Source organism: Vibrio mediterranei, from assembly GCF_013364395.1.
Lineage (GTDB): Bacteria > Pseudomonadota > Gammaproteobacteria > Enterobacterales > Vibrionaceae > Vibrio > Vibrio mediterranei.
In genome coordinates this window covers 662923-680246 of sequence record NZ_JABXGK010000008.1, presented here as the reverse complement: position 1 = coordinate 680246, position 17324 = coordinate 662923, and the positions used below count along the sequence as shown (strand labels likewise).

Below are 17324 nucleotides of genomic sequence, written 5' to 3'. Positions count from 1 at the left end.
AAATCCGTATCGACCATTTGGCACTAAACAGAGAAGTATCTATAAGAGAAATACCCTTTGTTATGACTTCTTTCAATATAGCGCCCAAAAGGTGTCCTATTTGTGTTAAAATCCGTCCTTCAGGATTAGATGTAAAACGGACACTTTCATCATAAACTACTGATTAACATAATGTTAATTGGAAGAATTTCGAATTCTAATCAGTTATTAATTAAACATGGAGTTGGTCTTTATATTCGTTCACACGAATATGTAAACCTCATAATTATGGGTTTTAAATCTCAAAAATACAGTATAGATTCTACAGATTATCAAGTCGGTCAAGACAACATCACTAAATGGGGCATGGATGTCCACAATACAGTGTTTACCGCTTCCGCGGGCTTATCCATCCTCTTCATCGTCACTCTCTTAGTACTTTCCCCAGAAGACGCAAAAGCAGCCATCGATGCCGTTAAATCCGCTGCACTATCAAAGTTTGATTTTGTCTTTATGTGGGGCGCAAACATTCTTCTGATTTTTGCCTTGCTGATTGCTTTATCTCCGCTCGGTAAAATTCGTTTAGGTGGCGACAATGCCACAACAGATTATTCAACCATTTCCTGGATCGCCATGTTATTTGCAGCAGGTATGGGTATTGGTTTGATTTTTTGGGGCGTAGCAGAGCCGACCGCCTTTTATACCAATTGGTTTGGCACACCACTAGGTGTTGAACCGTTTACACCAGAAGGGCGAGAACTAGCCTTAGGTGCCGCCGTATTCCACTGGGGACTTCACGCTTGGGCTATCTATGGGATGGCCGCATTATCGCTAGCATACTTTGTCTATAACAAAGGTCTTCCGCTCTCAATGCGTTCGGTATTCTACCCCCTACTTGGTGACAGAGTTTGGGGAAGAGTCGGTGACGTTATCGATGTAATGGCTGTTCTGGTAATCCTATTTGGCCTTGCAACATCACTTGGTCTGGGCGGCTCACAAGCTGCAAGTGGAATCAGTCACGTATTCGGACTAGAAAACAGTCTTCTGCTTCAGATTGCCATTATCCTGACCATTATGGGTTTGGCTATTGTTTCTGTTGTTCGTGGAATGGACGGCGGCGTTAAGGTATTGAGTAATCTCAATATGATTATCGCATTCGTTTTCCTTGGTTTTATCGGTATTTTGAACTTCACAACGGTATTGGATTCAGTTTCGACCGCAGTAGTTGGTTATGTGAAAAATATTCTTCCACTAAGCCAAAGCGCTGGCCGTGAAGACACCACATGGCTTCATGGCTGGACTGTGTTCTATTGGGCCTGGTGGGTTGCATATGCGCCATTCTTCGGCATGTTCGTTGCACGAATTTCAAAAGGCAGAACAATTCGCGAATTCCTATTTTGCGTACTCGTTATCCCTACTCTTGTCACCACTGCATGGATGTCTTTCTTTGGCGGTGTCGCGATTCAACAGATCGTTGATCATGTGGGTATACTTGGTGCCGCTCAGGGTATCGGAGACGTTTCACTTAGCTTGTTCTATATGCTTGATGCGTACCCTATTGGTAACATCTTATCTCTGATTGCCGTTGCGCTGATCATTGTTTTCTTTGTGACCACTTTGGACTCAGGTTCAATCGTAGTAGACAGTATGACTGCAGGTGGCAAACTCGAGCTTCCTATCAAACAGAAAGTGGTCTGGGCTGTGATTTCAGCCGTCATCGCCGTGGTCATGTTGTGGATCGGTGGTACTCAATCGATTCAAGCACTTCAATCGATTACCATCATTGCAGCGCTGCCATTTACACTGATTCTAATTTTAGGTTGTGTGAGTTTGATTAAAGGCTTACTGACTGAGGTTGAACAACCTCAAGTAGCTAGCGACAAGTCTGCACAATAGATAACTATAGGCTTATCGTAACCGGGTTACGGTAAGCCTTTTTTAGCTCTTTACTCACATTCCCCTTTGCCCTCACCGTTCAAGATCCTCCTTAATAAAACGACTGTTCGACGTGGCCCTGCTCTCCAAATGGGACATCAACAGAATAGATACCACACACCAAAGCCATAGCCTTAACTAATGTTTTATCAAGTATATCTGGGTATAATCTCTATCAATTTAAGGATATTTCCTCAAAACGGTGTACCTAACACCCAGTAGCTGCTTTTCGATTCAAATCATCAATGCGGCAAGATAAAGGACTATTGAACACATGAATTCCGATTTATCTATCCATGTATTGCTCATTGAAGATGACCGAGACTTAGCAGCCTCGGTTGCAGATTACTTGGAATACGAAAACATAAAATGCGATCACGCCTATGATGGACAGAGTGGTTACAATTTAGCCAGCGAGAATTACTACGACGTCATCCTTCTTGATTTAATGCTACCCAAGGTAAACGGCTTTACGGTTTGCCAAAACCTTCGAAAAGCAGGTATTGACACACCTATTCTCATGTTGACGGCCAAAGATACCATTGAAGACAAAGAGGCTGGGTTCAACTCAGGTACCGACGATTACCTTGTAAAGCCATTTACGATGAAAGAACTGGCTTTACGGATAAAATCTCTATCGAGAAGACGAAGTGGTCAAATAACTAAACTCGTTGCTGGAGATCTGACCTATGATCTTAAACAAAAACGAGTAACGCGTTCAAATCAACCTATTGAACTCACTCGACTTAATCTTAGGTTGTTGGAGCTACTAATGCGTAAATCTCCTCAGTTGGTCTCGAGAGAAGAAATCGAACAGACGCTATGGCCTAATGAAATACCTGAAACCAACAACCTAAAGGTTCAGCTTTATCAACTTCGACAGAAAGTTGATAAGAATCATAATATTAAACTCATCGAAACCGTTGTGGGCCAAGGTGTAAGAATTCAGGTTACCAGCAATGCTTAATAAGAGCTTTCCATTAAAAAACCATCTCACCTCGTTTTTTCTTGGAATCGCGATTATCACTGCCTTCATGCTTTTCGAGCTGCTAGTTCGCTACTTTGAGTACGGCATTGAAGATTCCGTGAAGATGAGAATGTTAACGGAGTGGCGGGCCTACTCAGAAGCTTACCAGTTAGACCCTAATATCGAGTTGCCAAGTTCTTATGTGATTCGATTCTACCTAGACGACCTCCCCGTTATTCGTGTGGAAGGAACGAATATTTTGGAAAATGTTCAACTTTCCAACAATCAATTCACTGTGGTTTCAGTGGATGAAACTTTTTCCGATGACCCAGAGAAGGAAATCACTTTAGGGATATTTAGGTTTCTTCGCGACGACGAAAAAACGGTATACGTCATCGCGAAATATGACTATCACCTAATCAATGACACAATCGATATATGGTTTGATAGCCGATTCAATTTTATCTTGCTAATCGTCGGTGGTTATATCTCTATAGTGCTGTTGGCACTCTGGTTTTATAGCTATCGAATAGGAAAAAGAACAGAGCAACTGGTTCATTGGTCTGAACTGGTATCAGAGAACTTAGAATCAAACCCCACTCCCGATTTTACTTTTCAGGAATACAATCGCGTCGCTTCATATTTACAACGAGCACTATCGAAAAATGCCCGCCTGCTCGCTCGGGAAAAGGACTTTTTATCCCATACCAGTCACGAACTTCGCACCCCTCTGGCCATCATCAGAGCTAATATGGAGATATTGGAAAGAATAGCGCTACCAGAAGCATCAAAAAACGCGATTGTGCGCATAGACCGAGCAAGTCAAAATATGCAACAAGTCGTTGAGACGATGCTTTGGCTTTCTCGTAAACACAACACCCCTCCACCACAAAAGGAAGTTTCAGTAGCCGCTTTATTGAATGAACTGGTCGACGAGTACTATCACTTCATTAACGGTTCTGATGTGTCGTTAGAGACTGATTATAGTAACGCTCCAGTACTAGACTTACCGGAAACCCCGATACGAATCGTTATAAGTAATCTATTGGTTAACGCATTCAAATACACCCACGCAGGGCTTATACGTATTTACTGCAAAGACAACACCGTCATCATTGAAAATACCACTACGGCGGACCACGAGCTGCAGGTAACAGACGGATTTGGTTTGGGACAAGATCTAATATTCAGAATTTGCGATAAGCTTGGTTGGTTTATGGAAACTAAAAAGACCGAGACAGGCTTCATTGCTATTCTTCACTTGCCAACATAATGTCATGTACTCGCAACAAACCGAGCCGAATTTTCCAAAAACGAGAGTGCCACCATTTCACCTCTGTTTCACCTCCCTTCCGATAGAATGGACGGTATGTCAGATTTATAGGCTAAAGATAGTTCCTTCAGAATAGTTTTGGTTTCTTAGCCTAGAACTCTGCTCGTATTTACCGCCTCTCGCTGCATCAAGCGACTTCTTATGGAGCCATTTTTATGACTTTGCAATATCCCAAAGCCCTTCCGATAGCAATGACCGTAGCTTGTCTCAATATCAACGCAGTCAACGCGGGTTCATCCAGTGTTGGTTTTTCTATTTCAACACAACAAGAAGCACTCGGTATTACTGAAGTTCCATTACAACTGAAAAAACAGTTTTCGTCAGAGTTACGCTTTAATCGTTACACTTCGGTTGTTGCACCGAATGGAAAGTCGATTCACATTGTTGCTCAAGACCAGCTATCTGACGGACAGATAATTCGAGCCAAATCGGTGCTTGTTCATTATCTTACCGACTTTTCCGGATCCAAGTATGGAAGCAATAAGGGTGCTGTTGCGAATAGAATGGCTGAGAATGGTGCTACTTTACTCCTTTTAAACGGACGAGATGATGGCACTAATAACGCTGCCGAACTTGAGGGGCAGCCTTTATATGAAGAGGAAATTCAAGTTGAGGGCGGACCTTGGTACATGGCGCAAAACTACCAGCACCGAGACGCGACTTTTGAAGAAATATTGCACCTCGTTCATGATTATGGAATCGGCGTAGATGGGTATGACAAATTCATAGGGGTTCTCCCTGAGTACCAGACTGAAATACGCAACGCTCAAATCAATGCTTATGCCAAACAAATTTGGGCTATGACTCCAGAAGTACAAGATTGGATCGACGAGCTAACGGAAGAGAACAGTCTAACTCAAGAGTATCTAGCATCTGTTCTAGACTCATATTACGGCTTGTGGGGTGCTTATCCGAAGCAATCTTTTAGGATGATGGACAAGTTTACCGGCGGATGGGGTATGTGGGGATTTTACATTGCTGGAACTAGACACGAAGTTCAACTTCGTGATCCAAAGGGCTATCAGTTAATGACAGAATTCTTCCATCCCTACTTAACCTATAACGCCCATCTAGACCCTAATTTTAAAGGAACGTTTAGTCTCCAGTACCGTGAAGACTTGCTTTATACCAACCACTCTCGCTACCTCAAAGACATAACTTTGACAGGAAGCCATCCCGTCGAAGTAATCGTCAATAAACTTGATAATAACATTACGGGCAATAATTCCAATACCACCGTTACGTTCTCAGGAGAAAAGAATGATTACAACATCAACTATCAGGATGATGCTGTGATTGTTAGAGACTCTCTTTTAGGACGAGATGGTAATAATACGCTACGGTCAGTCAGTACAATACGTTTTGCAGACCAATCCGTTGACACTCGTAGAATATATTAGCTCTCCGACTCGTCATTAATTCTCAACTGACGAGTAGACGATGCTCTCAGACACTGTGAATTAGATAATAATACCAAAGCAATTACAATCACATACATTAGGTGAACAAGAAATTACATACAAGTTACTTAGATAGACTTAACCCACAATTATCTTACCAACCTTATCACAATGAATATCAAAAGTGGCGTTCAAGTCTAAATAATATATTTATCATCTTGATATGCTATATATCACAAAAAATAAATGCACTCTTTCATCAGAGAACATTGACAATTGAGGCAATCAATAGAAACTTGAAGACAACCCAATTAATATGCAACAAAAGTCGATGCTGCACACAAAAAGATTGGGCTCTTCACTATGCAATAACTGTTACCCTAGGTTTGTACTTGCATATAAAAATGTCAATTGAAATACAACACCTGCGGTAAACAGCTAAGTAAACCAATATTGATTTACATTAAAACCTATCAGAAAGAATGAACCAATGTTGGTTTATTTAATGCTAAACCAACAAGTAAATATAGATAAATCCAAGGTTACTTTATGAGCTTTCCACCAAAATCTGCTGTCGATGTTTTTGCTTTATTAAAGGAAAAACATAACCTCAGTACAAGAGAGTTGGCTCGGTCCATCGGTGTAAGTCATGGTGGACTTGCAATGGTCTTATGCGGAAATACGAGACTCTCTCCTAAACTAGCTATGAGGCTGTGCTGCTTCTTCGCACTGGACATAGACAGCATACTTGAGGCACAAGCAAAATATGAAGCATGGCAAGTTAAACAGGACGGCTTGTCGATTGAAGCCACATTGACCGAAGTATTGGAAAATCGGCAACAAAACAAATAACCTGTGTTTTGCTTTAACGCTTAAGGTGATCACCTTTTAGATGATCGCCTTACTATCGTTTCCTATCACGTTTAGTATTGTCGTCAATTCATTATTAAATCTCTACTAATAAGATTCTCAACCTCTTTTCACTAAATACCTCAACTCTCACCATCTCGCGATATAGCACCCTCGTTAATTATATTATCTATTCTTTATTACATTCCAATACACTATCAACATAGAAAATGACATTGTAAATAACCCATCTGACAAAGAAGTTATATTCAAATACAACCTCCCACATTAAAAAGGGTATTTAACTGTTCAAGTCTAAATATTAATATTATCAACTTGTCAATAAACATCTCTCACATAAAAATAATCATCGTTGAATAAAAACACAAGAAAAGACAAAAAGGTAAATTATGAAATTCAATATATTAGCAGTGAGTATTGCATGTGCGACTATGTCATTTGGAACAATGGCAGCAGACATTAAAGCTGGCCCTGGTACATTAACTCTTGGCGGCAATATGCGTATTGATATGAACGCTACGAAACAATCTGTTGACTTAAAGACTTCGACAACAAAACTAAAATCGGACAAAACAACGCTTAATACAAATGGGCGTCTATCATTTACTGCCGATTATATTGTTGAGCAAAACGGGTATAAAATGAAAGCTCGTGTTAATCCGTTACTGAAAACTGACGGCACCGTTACTATGGATGACGCTTACTTAGACCTTAAGAAAACTGGCAACACTTATCTGGGCGCTCAGTTAGGTCGTTTCGAAGCTCTGGATCTCTCCCCTCTTCAAATTGATATTTTCGTAGATGATGCTGATACAGCCAGTCTAGTCGATGGTGAACTATTCGCAGGTCACTATCGTGGTAACAAATACCGCGGACGTTTTGATGGCGCAGCGTTACTTTACGCTGGTAATGATTTAATTAAATTTGAAACCAACGTTGTTTTCGTTGACCAAAAAGATAAAAACAGCAATGTTGCGTTACGTCCAGTATTAACAGTGACTCCAAGCAAATCGTTCTCAATCTCAGCAGGTCTTGAGAAAGGTTTTGACGACGCGTCTAAAGACAGAGATGAACTTGGTTTAGCAACAACTGCTAATGTTAAATTTGGCCTAGCAAGCTTAAACCTGAGTTACGCATACAAGACATCTAAACCTCTCTTGAAAGGTACCAGTACCCGTGTAGACACAAAACTACACACGTTCGGTACTAACATTGCAGCGTATGGTTTCGGCTTAGGAGCTTTCTATACAACAGCCAACAACGAAGTAAAAAATGGCAGCGTTGGCGATGTGAATCTATTCACTACCTACGCTGGTTATGAGCACAAAGACTTTTTAGTTGACTCATTGACGGCGTCTACAGGTGCTTATTACACCTCCGCAAAGGCTGACAAAGTAAGCGGCGATGTCTCTGAATACGGCGCTCGTGTACGTCTTCAGTACAACTTCTAAACAAAAAGAATCAAGACTTATAAGGAAACTGCCTTTTCGATAAGTCCTGATGCTCCCTTGCAAACTTAATCTCACTTGCAAGGGAGCCCCTCCTTCCATAACTCCTAACGTATCTCATTGTTTTAAGTAGGCTTACGTAGAGTTGCTAAGATATTTCTATACCAATTTACCATCTACTACCTAAAAATTATCCAAAATAATATTTGACACATACTCAAAGTGAAATTAACATTCGCACCCACTGACTGACTGGTCAGTTAACAAAGTGAGTAATGTGATGGACAAGAAAGACAAGATCATTGAAGTTGCCATGCAGCTATTTGCGGAGCATGGGTTTGAAAAAACGCCTATTTCAACTATCTGTGAGCATGCAGAAATCTCAAAAGGCTTAGTTTTCCATCACTTTAAAAATAAGAACGAACTACTAAGAGCAGTGTTCACCCATATGACTGACATCATCAACGGAGTTGACCAACAAGATGAGCACTTAGCTTCATCAGAAGGGAGACTTGAGGCGATGATTGATTCGATATTTGAAGGAATGATGATCGAACAGCACCGAAAGATGTATCAATTAAACTTCAGTGTTATGGTACATCCGACCACGCGTAAGATCGTCTTAGATCTAATTGAAGAAAGATATCAAGGTCTGCAGGCATCAACCGAAGAGGTGTTTCGTTCTCTGTCGCACCCAAATCCATCGGTTGTGACAAGAATGTTTATCGCTGAAATCGACGGCATCGCAATGAACTATTTGTTGAATGTTGACTTCCCTATAGAAGAAATCAAACAAGAATTCATCAACAAATATTGTTAATAGATTCACTCAATATCACGCACAGTTAATGGCGTGATTTTTTTAAACACAAAAACCGACTGCACGGTCAGTCAGTTCCTTTTTAAGGAGCAGTATCACCAATAAACTAACTAGTGTGAGGTATTCATTATGACTAGAACGAAAACTTTAAGAGCTAACCCTAACGAATCATTCCTTTGTGCATCATGTGGTTTAGGCGTGACACCTATTCAATACGGTGGACAACATCGTAACCACTGCCCTCACTGCCTAAGCAGCGTGCACATGGATATTAAAGCGGGAGATAGACGTTCGAGTTGTCGTGGCATTATGGAACCGATCAGTATTTATGTTCAAAAGAATCGAGAATGGTCTCTGGTCCACAAATGTAGTAAGTGCAGCACGATTAGAACAAACCGAATCGCAGCAGACGACAATGAATTTTTGTTAGTAACAATGGCAGCAGAACCGATGATGTCTCTACCATTCCCATCAAAAACTATTTTGTCTGAACTGAAACAAATGAGCATAAACAAAGGTAGTGAATATGTACTCGAATAACCTACAGACATACCGAATAATTGAAAGAAACGCCAATAGATACAAAGTACAAACCCCTGACGGCATTAGAACTGCCCAATTGAAGGGTAGCTTTATCCATTTAATACAAGACAAGCAAGGCTATCCTTGTGTTGGCGATTGGATAGAAGCCAGAGATGACAACAATATTATATTGATCGAAAGCATCAAGAAACGGAAAAGTTTGGTAAGCAGAAAAGCCTCAGGTGAAGCAACAGTCCAACAAACTATCGCTGCAAACGTAGATTACACATTCATCGTGATGGGCTTAGATGGTGGTCGAAACTACTCAGACCGTCTATTAGAAAGACTTCTGACCGTTGCTTGGAACAGTGGTGCAACGCCTGTAGTCATACTTAATAAGTCGGATTTAAATGAAGACGCTGAATTAGTGCAAATGCAAGCCGAAACGATCGCGCTAGGTATCGACATAATTACCTGCAGTGCTCTAGACGGCACAGGTATTAACGACGTTATGACATACCTAGCTAACGGTAAAGTCGGTGTCTTCATTGGACCATCTGGTGTGGGTAAATCGACCTTAACCAATACGTTATTGCAATATCAAGCGCAGAAGACTAATGGACTTCGCTTGCAAGACATGCGAGGCAGGCATACCACGTCAAGCTCTTACCTATTTGAGTTAGAAAATGGCGGTTTCATTGTCGATACATCTGGTATCAAGGAAGTACAGGCTTGGGCAAACGGTAACGATATTGACTCAGTTTTCGAGGAAATATCTCTTGTTGCCCAAGATTGCAAATATAGAAACTGCCAGCATGAGGGGGAACCTGGTTGTGCAGTTCAGAAAGAGCTTGAAGCAGGTAACATAACCCCTGAACGTTATGACAGTTACCTAAATTTAAAACAGGAACATGCTTTCTTAGAAAGACGAAAAAATGACAAAAACTCGAATGTAGAACGTCGATATGACAAAGATATGAGCAAATTGATCAAAACGTCTTTAAGTAGAAAAGAACTCGTCAGACAAGCAATGAGGTGAACCGTGGACGCTTGGGTTTGTGCTCTGACAACCATGAAATTTATAAGGTAAATCGAATGAAAACGCCGTACCAAATTCAATATGAAGCCTTCGCTGCTGCAGGAGGACTATATGATGAAAGACATGCCAAGCTCTATGCTGAGTTTGCCGATAACTTAATTCTCGATGGAAGCTACTCTATCGTTTATCAGGGTGTCGCTCACGCATGTTATACGCCAATTATCATTGATGCTGCACCACATCTCAAATGTTATGTGCTCGCACCATTAGCTGTACTGCCGGAATATCAAGGGAAAGGCTATGCGACACGATTGATGGACCAAGCCGAAAGTGAATTGGATGCAGGCGTTATCTTTGTTATGGGAGAACCCTTCCATTATGGTAATCGCTACAATACACCGCATAATGTTCTACCGCCGGTGAGAACACAGGCGCCATTGGAATGTTGGTTTGCACGTGAACTGACACCGAACGCTTTGCAAGGTATTGGGGAGTCCACATCATCGATAACAGGCCCTTACGCTGAGCCGCGCATGTGGGGACACCCAAACGAACAGGTATAAAGTAGGCCTTCGAACTTCAAGAGCACTCAAATAGGTCTAGCTTTCAAGCTAGACCTATTCCTTATACGTAGGTATCAACGCCCGCTTTTTTCTCCGCAATTTTCTCACCGTCATAGGTTTTGACGACCGCTCCCTCAGAGTTACGAATCTTGATTTGGTTCTGACTATCCAAGGATGCTGTCAAGTCTCCTTTGCCTGATTTTAGATACCCATTAATGAACTTTGTGGTGTCTTTTAAATGCTGCTGAATATGAGGTTGGTACATTGCGTTGCTGGTTTTCAATGCCTAATGCTCCCTTGGATTGGAAGTATTAACATACTCGAGACGGATGAAAATTAATATCTCAACCAATCACAAATTCTCACTAACGATTAATGCCGTACGGTAATTTTTGGCAAAGATCAAACTATTCGGTCTTTAGCTCGCCAAGTGTAAACTCTAAAATTTCTTGCGCAGCTGAGCGTAATTCTGGGAGATGTGTTTTCAGCTTATCCAACGAGGTACGAAAGCTCGGTGCATGGCAAAATAGATAGCCAAAACTTAATGCATCGGAGCCAATAGGCACCGATATCGCCACCATACCGTCGACAAATTCTTCATTGTCTTCACCAAATCCTTGTTCAGCAATCCGATTCAGTTCTTCAAGAAACAGACCATCATTAGTTATGGTCTTTGGAGTGTATTCAGTTAACCCCATGTGTTGTACGACGTTTTCACGAATTGATGTGTCCAATGAAGCGAGATAAAGCTTACCCGAGGCGGAAGCTGCGATAGGGACCGGACTCCCCTCTGCCAAATTGATTTGCAGTGGCCAGTTGCAGTTCACACGCTCAAAGTAGATCATTTCAATACCATTAGGCACTGAAATTCCGCACGTTTCACCAATCGTGTCAGCAAGGCGTTGCAACACCGATGTTCTTTGTTCAGAAAAGCGTTGGTTCTTCAAAATATCATGAGATAAAGACTGCAGGTTCGGCCCCGCAATAACGCGACCAATGATATTTTCTTGGAGATGGCCTAAAACGATAAGCTGGTTGATCAGTTTGTTCGCAGACGCAATTGGCATAGACAGTTGTTCGGCAATAGATTCTCTATTGAGTTGACCACGGCTGTGAGCCACGATGGCGAGCACTTGTAGTACTCGGTCTAGAGTTGAACCTTTAGTAGTATTTGCCGAACTAGAGCTTGTCATAGAGCTACATTCATCCTTGATACGGTATTCGATATGCTTTGAATAGCCTATTGCTTTTACTGATTAAGTGCAACTGTGTACAAAGCCTAAGTGACAGATATTAAAAGGGCTTGCCGGAGCAAGCCCTTTTCAGGTTAGTTTTGCAATAGTTTCGCATTCCCCCAACTCGCGTGGTCATAACCGTTGCCATTTCCGGCATCATTCACCTTAAGTGTGATGGTCGTAGCGTCTACTGGAATATCAACAGAAACGGATTCTGCGTTATCTGAACCGGTCAACGTCGCACTTTGATAGTACAACACGCCATCTAGTTCTACTTGGAATACTACCGAGCCAGAGCTACCCACTTCGTCATCAACACCAACACTCGCAGTAAAGCGACTGTATTGACCAGCAGAGATGGTATAAGTGATGGTTGAGTTCGCATGTACCCCCAATCCTTTGGCGAAGGTTTGCCCGCCTATTGAAATGGTGGTGCCATCTTGAGCTTCTCGCTCACCATTACTCATATCTTTTTCGATAGGGCCCCAGCCGTTGGTCGAGCTATCTTCCTGTAAGTCGCTAAGATAAACGCTCGCTGGCGGTGTGGGCGAGCTTCCTGGATCCTCAGTCATAAATAGATTACCCGAACCGTTATCGGCTGGATGAATCCAATTGCTGCCACCGTCTGGGTCATAGGCAAAAGCCAATCCAGTATGAGGTCCGCTGCCACCATTGCCATTACTTAGCCTCAACTCAAACTGATGCCAACCAGGAGATAAGTTTAAGTTGCCAGTCGAGACCCGATCACTCCAGAGGTCACTACTTAGCACCAACTGACCATCAATCCATAGACGCGTTTTGTCATCATTGTTTTCACTGAAAGAAATCTGACCGTCGGCATCGTAGATATAACCGGTAAACACCTCGGTCGTATTACCAGCAATCGCATCTTCCGTTTCGCTTAATGAGGTTGTTATGGATGTTTTCGGGTTAGCATCGGTTTCATTAATATTGCCCGAAACGGTGCCATAAAACAGCCCAGGAACAGCGGCACCGCCACCTTCACTTGGTGTGCGAAGCTTAGCGTCTCCCCAAGAACCATGGTCACTACCGACTCCGTCACCCGCATCACTCACCACTAGCTTGAGCTCCTGCGCGCTACTTGGAATGTTCACTTGCACGTACTCGGCAACATCACTTCCTCGTAATACGCTACTTTGATAAGCCATCACGCCATCCAACCAAACCTCGAACACGACGGAACCTGAACTGCCCGTCTCATCATCAACACCGATGAAAGCTGTAAACTGATCGTAAGTGCCACCCGTCAGGCTGTACGTCACCTCTGAATAAGCATGAACACCGAGTCCTTTGGTAAATTCACTACCACCAATGGATATCGTTTGACCATCACCCGCAGCGTTTTCACCAACACTGGTGTCTTTTTCAATCGGTCCCCACCCATTGGTTGCGCTGGTTTCCGAAAGATCACTTAGGTAGGTATAGGTTGTTGCTTGCGGTGGTTCGGGTACCACTATATCGGGGCCTTCGTATTCAATCTGTTCTAGATAAGCCACCAATGCGGCGCGTTCTGAGTTATCCGCCACGCGATGTTGCGAGCCAATTTGTAACACATCATCCAGCGTTGCCGCTTGACCGTTATGGAAATATGGCGCGCTACCCCAAAGACCAATCAAACTCGGTGTATCAAAACCCGTACCTACTAATGGAGCTCCGATGCCTTGCCCTGAAGAGGCATCAATGGTACCGACATCGTGCCTTTGCATGTCGGTGTAATACACTCCCGCATGACAAGTGTCACACCCTTTCGAGGTGAACAGCGCCTGCCCCGTTAAGGCTTCAGCTGTTAACGCGCCAGAAGAATCTCGGTGTGGACTTTTTGGGAATTGATTTAAGCTACTGACGTAAAACGCGAGGTTATCTAAGTCTTCACTTTTACCTGATTTCGATGTTCCTAATGGGTTTTCTGACAGGCTAAATAAGGCGTCTACCATAAACCCACGACCACCGAACGCGTAGCGAATATCGTTTTCGAAATCCTGTATCTCGTCAAAATTCGCGGTCCAATGCACTCGACCATTGCCTGTGCCTGTCTTACCCAATAACGAGATAGTGTTTCTTAACCCTTCACCACGGTCGGTAAAGTCCCACACCCTATGGTCGCTATCGCCATCTGCGTGGCAGCTGGCACAAGATATGTAGCCATCTTGGGTCATTCTCGCATCGGCTGCGTTGTAGAAGATCTGTTTGCCGCGTAGCACTCGTGGATGCAGTGTTTCATTCGCCACCACAGAGACTTGTGCCAAGGTTGGAATGTCACCTCGATCGGTCAAAAACGCATTGACGTCATGCACAGACACCGTTCTTGACATAAAGTTGTGAACAAATAATGTCGACCCTGATAGTACGAGCCCTCTTGGTGCTAAGCCAGTATCAAAAATCTCCCCAGCTCTGTTTAAGTTGTAGGTATTGCGAATCTCAATGCTATTTTGACCTTCTACCGCAATAAAAATTAGGTCGCCTATATCGCTGAATACGGCCGCTTTGGGCTGTGCACGATCATCAATATCTAAGGCATTATCCATCACTGTTTTCGAATTGAGATCGAGTCGGTTAACCACAGCTCGAATCGTCGTTTCAAACGTCAGCGTTTTGGTTTCATCGCCTTCTAAATAGGGACCACGATCAACGTTTGCTTTATTAGAAGGCAGCCAAGCACTATATCCATCCGGCGAAATTGCGACGGAACCAAGGTAGTTAGCAATGCCTCGGCTTCTATCTGGGCCATCTATTGTTGTCGTATCTTTAGCGATAAGATAACTCTGGTCGATGGTCATACTGGATGCATCAACTGCGACAACTTCCGCGTTAGTTTGAGGCGAAACAAAGCGTGTCACCAGAACCTGTGATGATGAACTGTCAACCGCAATGCCTCTTGCGCTATGACCAACATCCACTGTTGCCACGATAGCTTTGGTGCTTGGGTCGATCTTGAGCAACTTACCACTTGCCTGCAGCGACACAAAAGCGTTAGTGCTATCTGGGGAGAAAGCGATGCCGTATGGCTGAGACGCTCTTGGCAGCACAATCGTATCCACAAACTGGCCAGTATTTGTCAGCACAGTGATACTAGCATCTGCCTGATTAACTACCCATAAATTGCCATTAGGCGCTACCGCTAGAGTTCTCGGCTGATCACCCACTGCAGCTTCCCATAATTTGCCGTACGGAGCTGTGTTTTCGATAGCACTGACGGTATCGTTGTCTTCGTTAACCACAACAACCTGGCCATTGGCTTCCACTATGGTTGATGACGCCGTTGGCGAGACCGTTGTTGGTTGACGATATACTGTGATGGGTACCGACTTGCTACTCTCAAACACGCCATCAGCCGTGGTTTCTTTAATCGTCACCACCGCAGACCAATGGTTAGGCTTATTGTAGGTATAACTCGCGTTTCCGCTGGTCGAAAACGGTGTCGAACCACTACCATCGCCAAAGTTCCAAGAATACTCCAGACTGCCCCCTAACAAAGGTGTCGTAGAAGCAGACACATTAACACTACTACCTAGTGTCACTTTATCATTGGCTGACAAGCTCACATCGTGGCCGACTTGTGATCCCGTCGCAAAGCGATATTCAGTACGAGCCATTGGGTTGCCAGCAAAGTCTTCAATACCTTCAAGTACGACTTCGTAAATACTTTCCGCTTCCAGTGCTTGGGATGGAGTAAAGTGGATGAATCCGAGGTTGGTGCTGTACTCCCCTTGAAGCGGGGTTGAACTACCGATTTTGGTGACAGTAAACGAGCTACTATTGACCGATTCCATCAACACGCTATCTGATAACGCCACACCAATACGGGTCGATAAAGGTTGCAGTGTCGCGTCGATCGCAGGGTTAGCGGCGGATATATAAGGAGGAACATTGTCCGGCATACTTTGATGTGCAATCAAACCACTGCCAGAACCATGGTCGTTTCCAACCCAAACTAGGTTACCAAATGGGAACACCTGACCATGGTCAGTGTTGCTGCTTGTGGCATTCAATGAGCTGCGGCCAAGTTCACGTATATTGTTGATATCACTGACATCTAATACCGCAATATCGTCTTGGTTACCCAGAAACAACTTGTTGTCTTGAACGTTACAATAAAGATTTTCGAATCCAGTCAGTTTTTCATTAACTAACGTCATCGGGTTAGTAGTCGTGTCATAGACACGCAAATAGTCATTGGTGCTTCGCGCTCCGAAATACGCATATTTGCCATCCCAACATGAAGCATAGTACTTCTCTGGTAGGCGATTAACCGTCTTAACTAAGGTTGGGTTAACCGGATCATCTATGTTGAGCATGGAAAAACCTGCCGTCCCTTCCATGCTGGAAATGAACATTCGGTTACCCAGCGCAAAGAGTGGTCCTATGTTGAATCCGCCCAGTTCCGAGTTCGGCACCGTTTTCACTAGTGTTGGGTTACTCATGTCGCTGGTATCAACAATGGTTAACCCTGCATTGCCACGAGCAATATAAAGATAAGGAGCTTGCCAAAAAAGCTGCCAAGAGACGTTGTTGTAATCACCGAAGTTCACGCCAGAGATCGCCAATTTCGACAAGCGCACAGGATTAGTCACATCCGACCAATCCCAGATTTCTATCCCCTTTCCCGTTTGGATGGCAATGGTGTTATTCTCCCCCAAGCCAAACGAGTGCGGCTCTCTGAACTCCGCTGTTCTTAACCCATCACCAGTACGGTTTAGATTGGCAAGATCCGGTTCATATACTGTTTTAACGAGTTGCATGGCTTTGGGGTTAGAGACATCCAGTGCGATCCAACCTCCCGGCCCACCGCCACTATCAGGGGCAAAGACTCCAACCATATAGCCGTTGAGCATGGTCATGACGTTTACGCCATAGTGTTTTCTGCCAGGATAGTCGGGGGGAAGAAAATTAGTGGTATCGTCAACGAGTGGACTCGATACATGAGTAAACGCCTCTGATGATCCGTAGGTAAGGTTACCCAATCCAGGGCCTTGTGCAGCATTTGCTGCGGCAATAAACGAGGTACTGCATAGTCCCGCTAATACACTGCTCACAACAGGGCGACGCCAAGTCTCAAGAGACTTTATCAAGCGATTGGCTTTCATCGCCTTCTCCTTGTTTTTTATGGTCACTAAACAAAGCTCACTTCTCATAGAAAAGTGAGCACTTAAAAAACATGAAGAGGACAGGCTCGCCTACCCAATCAATCCAAA

13 protein-coding genes are annotated in these 17324 nt (G+C 43.4%); 10 read left to right on the top strand and 3 right to left on the bottom strand.

Annotated elements, in window-relative coordinates:
- The first annotated feature begins 267 nt into the window (after window positions 1-267).
- The 10 genes from HOP38_RS20085 (at window position 268) to HOP38_RS20040 (ending at window position 10876) form a co-directional block, all read left to right on the top strand.
- Window positions 268-1875: a BCCT family transporter gene (locus HOP38_RS20085; protein ID WP_006070473.1), complete on the top strand. Its 1608-nt coding sequence runs from the start codon at window positions 268-270 to the stop codon at window positions 1873-1875.
- A gap of 313 nt (window positions 1876-2188) precedes the next feature.
- Window positions 2189-2881, top strand: a complete 693-nt coding sequence (locus tag HOP38_RS20080) for a response regulator transcription factor (RefSeq protein WP_198558799.1) — start codon at window positions 2189-2191, stop codon at window positions 2879-2881.
- Entirely contained in the window at window positions 2874-4154 is a 1281-nt protein-coding gene (locus HOP38_RS20075; RefSeq protein ID WP_198558798.1) for a sensor histidine kinase, read from the top strand. Before HOP38_RS20080 ends, HOP38_RS20075 begins: the two co-directional genes overlap by 8 nt.
- Window positions 4155-4369: 215 nt before the next feature.
- A complete protein-coding gene (locus tag HOP38_RS20070; protein WP_198558797.1) occupies window positions 4370-5614 on the top strand; it encodes a hypothetical protein in 1245 nt (414 codons plus the stop codon).
- 549 nt (window positions 5615-6163) lie between these two features.
- On the top strand, window positions 6164-6466 hold the full coding sequence (locus tag HOP38_RS20065) for a helix-turn-helix transcriptional regulator (protein WP_198558796.1): 303 nt from the start codon (window positions 6164-6166) through the stop codon (window positions 6464-6466).
- Between the two features lie 407 nt (window positions 6467-6873).
- A complete protein-coding gene (locus tag HOP38_RS20060; protein WP_198558795.1) occupies window positions 6874-7935 on the top strand; it encodes a carbohydrate porin in 1062 nt (353 codons plus the stop codon).
- A 277-nt stretch (window positions 7936-8212) separates the two neighbouring features.
- The gene (locus HOP38_RS20055) at window positions 8213-8752 is read left to right on the top strand and encodes a TetR/AcrR family transcriptional regulator (RefSeq protein WP_031495133.1); all 540 of its coding nucleotides are present in this window, start codon (window positions 8213-8215) and stop codon (window positions 8750-8752) included.
- A gap of 129 nt (window positions 8753-8881) precedes the next feature.
- On the top strand, window positions 8882-9292 hold the full coding sequence (locus HOP38_RS20050) for an RNHCP domain-containing protein (protein ID WP_031495135.1): 411 nt from the start codon (window positions 8882-8884) through the stop codon (window positions 9290-9292).
- On the top strand, window positions 9279-10313 hold the full coding sequence (gene rsgA / locus HOP38_RS20045) for a ribosome small subunit-dependent GTPase A (RefSeq protein ID WP_198558794.1): 1035 nt from the start codon (window positions 9279-9281) through the stop codon (window positions 10311-10313). Before HOP38_RS20050 ends, rsgA begins: the two co-directional genes overlap by 14 nt.
- 56 nt (window positions 10314-10369) lie before the next feature.
- Entirely contained in the window at window positions 10370-10876 is a 507-nt protein-coding gene (locus HOP38_RS20040) for a GNAT family N-acetyltransferase (RefSeq protein ID WP_198558793.1), read from the top strand.
- Between the two features lie 61 nt (window positions 10877-10937).
- Here the strand turns inward: HOP38_RS20040 and HOP38_RS20035 are convergent, their stop codons facing one another.
- The 3 genes from HOP38_RS20035 to HOP38_RS20025 form a co-directional block, all read right to left on the bottom strand.
- Window positions 10938-11159, bottom strand: coding sequence for a hypothetical protein (locus HOP38_RS20035; RefSeq protein ID WP_006070483.1), 222 nt, complete (start codon window positions 11157-11159; stop codon window positions 10938-10940).
- Window positions 11160-11283: 124 nt separating this feature from the next.
- Window positions 11284-12069: an IclR family transcriptional regulator gene (locus tag HOP38_RS20030; RefSeq protein ID WP_124941936.1), complete on the bottom strand. Its 786-nt coding sequence runs from the start codon at window positions 12067-12069 to the stop codon at window positions 11284-11286.
- A gap of 134 nt (window positions 12070-12203) precedes the next feature.
- Window positions 12204-17216 (bottom strand): NPCBM/NEW2 domain-containing protein, encoded by a 5013-nt coding sequence (locus tag HOP38_RS20025; RefSeq protein ID WP_198558792.1) that lies wholly within the window; start codon window positions 17214-17216, stop codon window positions 12204-12206.
- Window positions 17217-17324 lie beyond the last annotated feature (108 nt).

Coding starts and splice junctions, on each gene's coding strand:
- HOP38_RS20075 (WP_198558798.1), top strand. CDS start 2,874: ATGCTTAATAAGAGCTTTCCATTAAAAAACCATCTCACCTCGTTTTTT.
- HOP38_RS20065 (WP_198558796.1), top strand. CDS start 6,164: ATGAGCTTTCCACCAAAATCTGCTGTCGATGTTTTTGCTTTATTAAAG.
- HOP38_RS20070 (WP_198558797.1), top strand. CDS start 4,370: ATGACTTTGCAATATCCCAAAGCCCTTCCGATAGCAATGACCGTAGCT.
- HOP38_RS20025 (WP_198558792.1), bottom strand. CDS start 17,216: ATGAAAGCCAATCGCTTGATAAAGTCTCTTGAGACTTGGCGTCGCCCT.
- HOP38_RS20080 (WP_198558799.1), top strand. CDS start 2,189: ATGAATTCCGATTTATCTATCCATGTATTGCTCATTGAAGATGACCGA.
- HOP38_RS20085 (WP_006070473.1), top strand. CDS start 268: ATGGGTTTTAAATCTCAAAAATACAGTATAGATTCTACAGATTATCAA.
- HOP38_RS20055 (WP_031495133.1), top strand. CDS start 8,213: ATGGACAAGAAAGACAAGATCATTGAAGTTGCCATGCAGCTATTTGCG.
- HOP38_RS20050 (WP_031495135.1), top strand. CDS start 8,882: ATGACTAGAACGAAAACTTTAAGAGCTAACCCTAACGAATCATTCCTT.
- HOP38_RS20060 (WP_198558795.1), top strand. CDS start 6,874: ATGAAATTCAATATATTAGCAGTGAGTATTGCATGTGCGACTATGTCA.
- HOP38_RS20030 (WP_124941936.1), bottom strand. CDS start 12,069: ATGACAAGCTCTAGTTCGGCAAATACTACTAAAGGTTCAACTCTAGAC.
- HOP38_RS20040 (WP_198558793.1), top strand. CDS start 10,370: ATGAAAACGCCGTACCAAATTCAATATGAAGCCTTCGCTGCTGCAGGA.
- rsgA (WP_198558794.1), top strand. CDS start 9,279: ATGTACTCGAATAACCTACAGACATACCGAATAATTGAAAGAAACGCC.